Genomic DNA, 862 nt, shown 5'->3' on the forward strand with positions numbered 1-862 from the left:
ATCCACCCGACGAGGCTTCCACTCCACCGGCCGCATTCCCATGTGGTCTTCCTGCTCCTCTAGCCACACCATTGTGGCATCAGAGACGGCCATGCCATACGAGTCGATAGTCTCTCTCACCATCTGGCGCAAAAGCTCCTTTTGCCGATAAGGGTCAGCAGTAAGGTCCGGAATAACTCGAGCTCGAGAGTTCAAGTCTTCAATAGCTTTACGTGCAATGGAATCGACTACAGGTGTAATCGACGTCCAGGGACGCTGCACATCCATCTAACGTGCCTCCTTGGCATCTTCGCTGGCCTTTTGTCGTGGAGACGGTGCAGAATCCTCCGGGCTCTTAGTCGGGGTATCCTCGGGTGATTGTTCCTCGGTTGAAGATGCCTCCAGCACTTTCGCTAATTGGGATAGGCGTTTACTTCGATTCTCCTGCTCGATTTGAAGCCGGTCAGCCGCCGAAAAATGCAGGTTCTTCAGGAGCACTTCGGAATCAGGTGCGAGTACTCCGGAAGTCAGTAGCTTTAGAGCCCAATCAGCATCAGCGGCCTTGGACGCGGTAGCCGGGTCACGCCAATCCACTTCGAGCCCGTCGACGAGGTCCTCAATGTCGACGTCCTGGTCGAGGTCGGACACCTGCACCAGTACGCGGGCCAGCTCCAGCAAATCCGGATTCATTAACTCCGTCTTAATTTCAGATGCGCGAATCAGTTGCTCTTTCCACACACGAATCGAGTCACCCGACGGCGGATTTTCCGTCATGAAACCAAAATACTGTGCAGGAATCTTTGACTCAGAAGCAATCAACTGAGAGTAGGCACGTACCTGCTCGATAAATGGAGTTGGGGGAGACGACGCGAATTGTCCGACG

1 protein-coding gene and 1 pseudogene are annotated in these 862 nt (G+C 54.1%); both read right to left on the reverse strand.

Annotation, left to right across the window (positions count from 1 at the left end; all coding sequences use genetic code 11):
- Window positions 1-267: hypothetical protein (locus QP990_RS12110; protein ID WP_284799416.1), on the reverse strand; the 267-nt coding region annotated here is incomplete at its 3' end.
- Window positions 268-862: pseudogene (locus tag QP990_RS12115) on the reverse strand (hypothetical protein); the annotation flags it as partial.

Source organism: Corynebacterium sp. MSK071 (assembly GCF_030232125.1).
Classification (GTDB): Bacteria; Actinomycetota; Actinomycetes; order Mycobacteriales; family Mycobacteriaceae; genus Corynebacterium; species Corynebacterium kefirresidentii.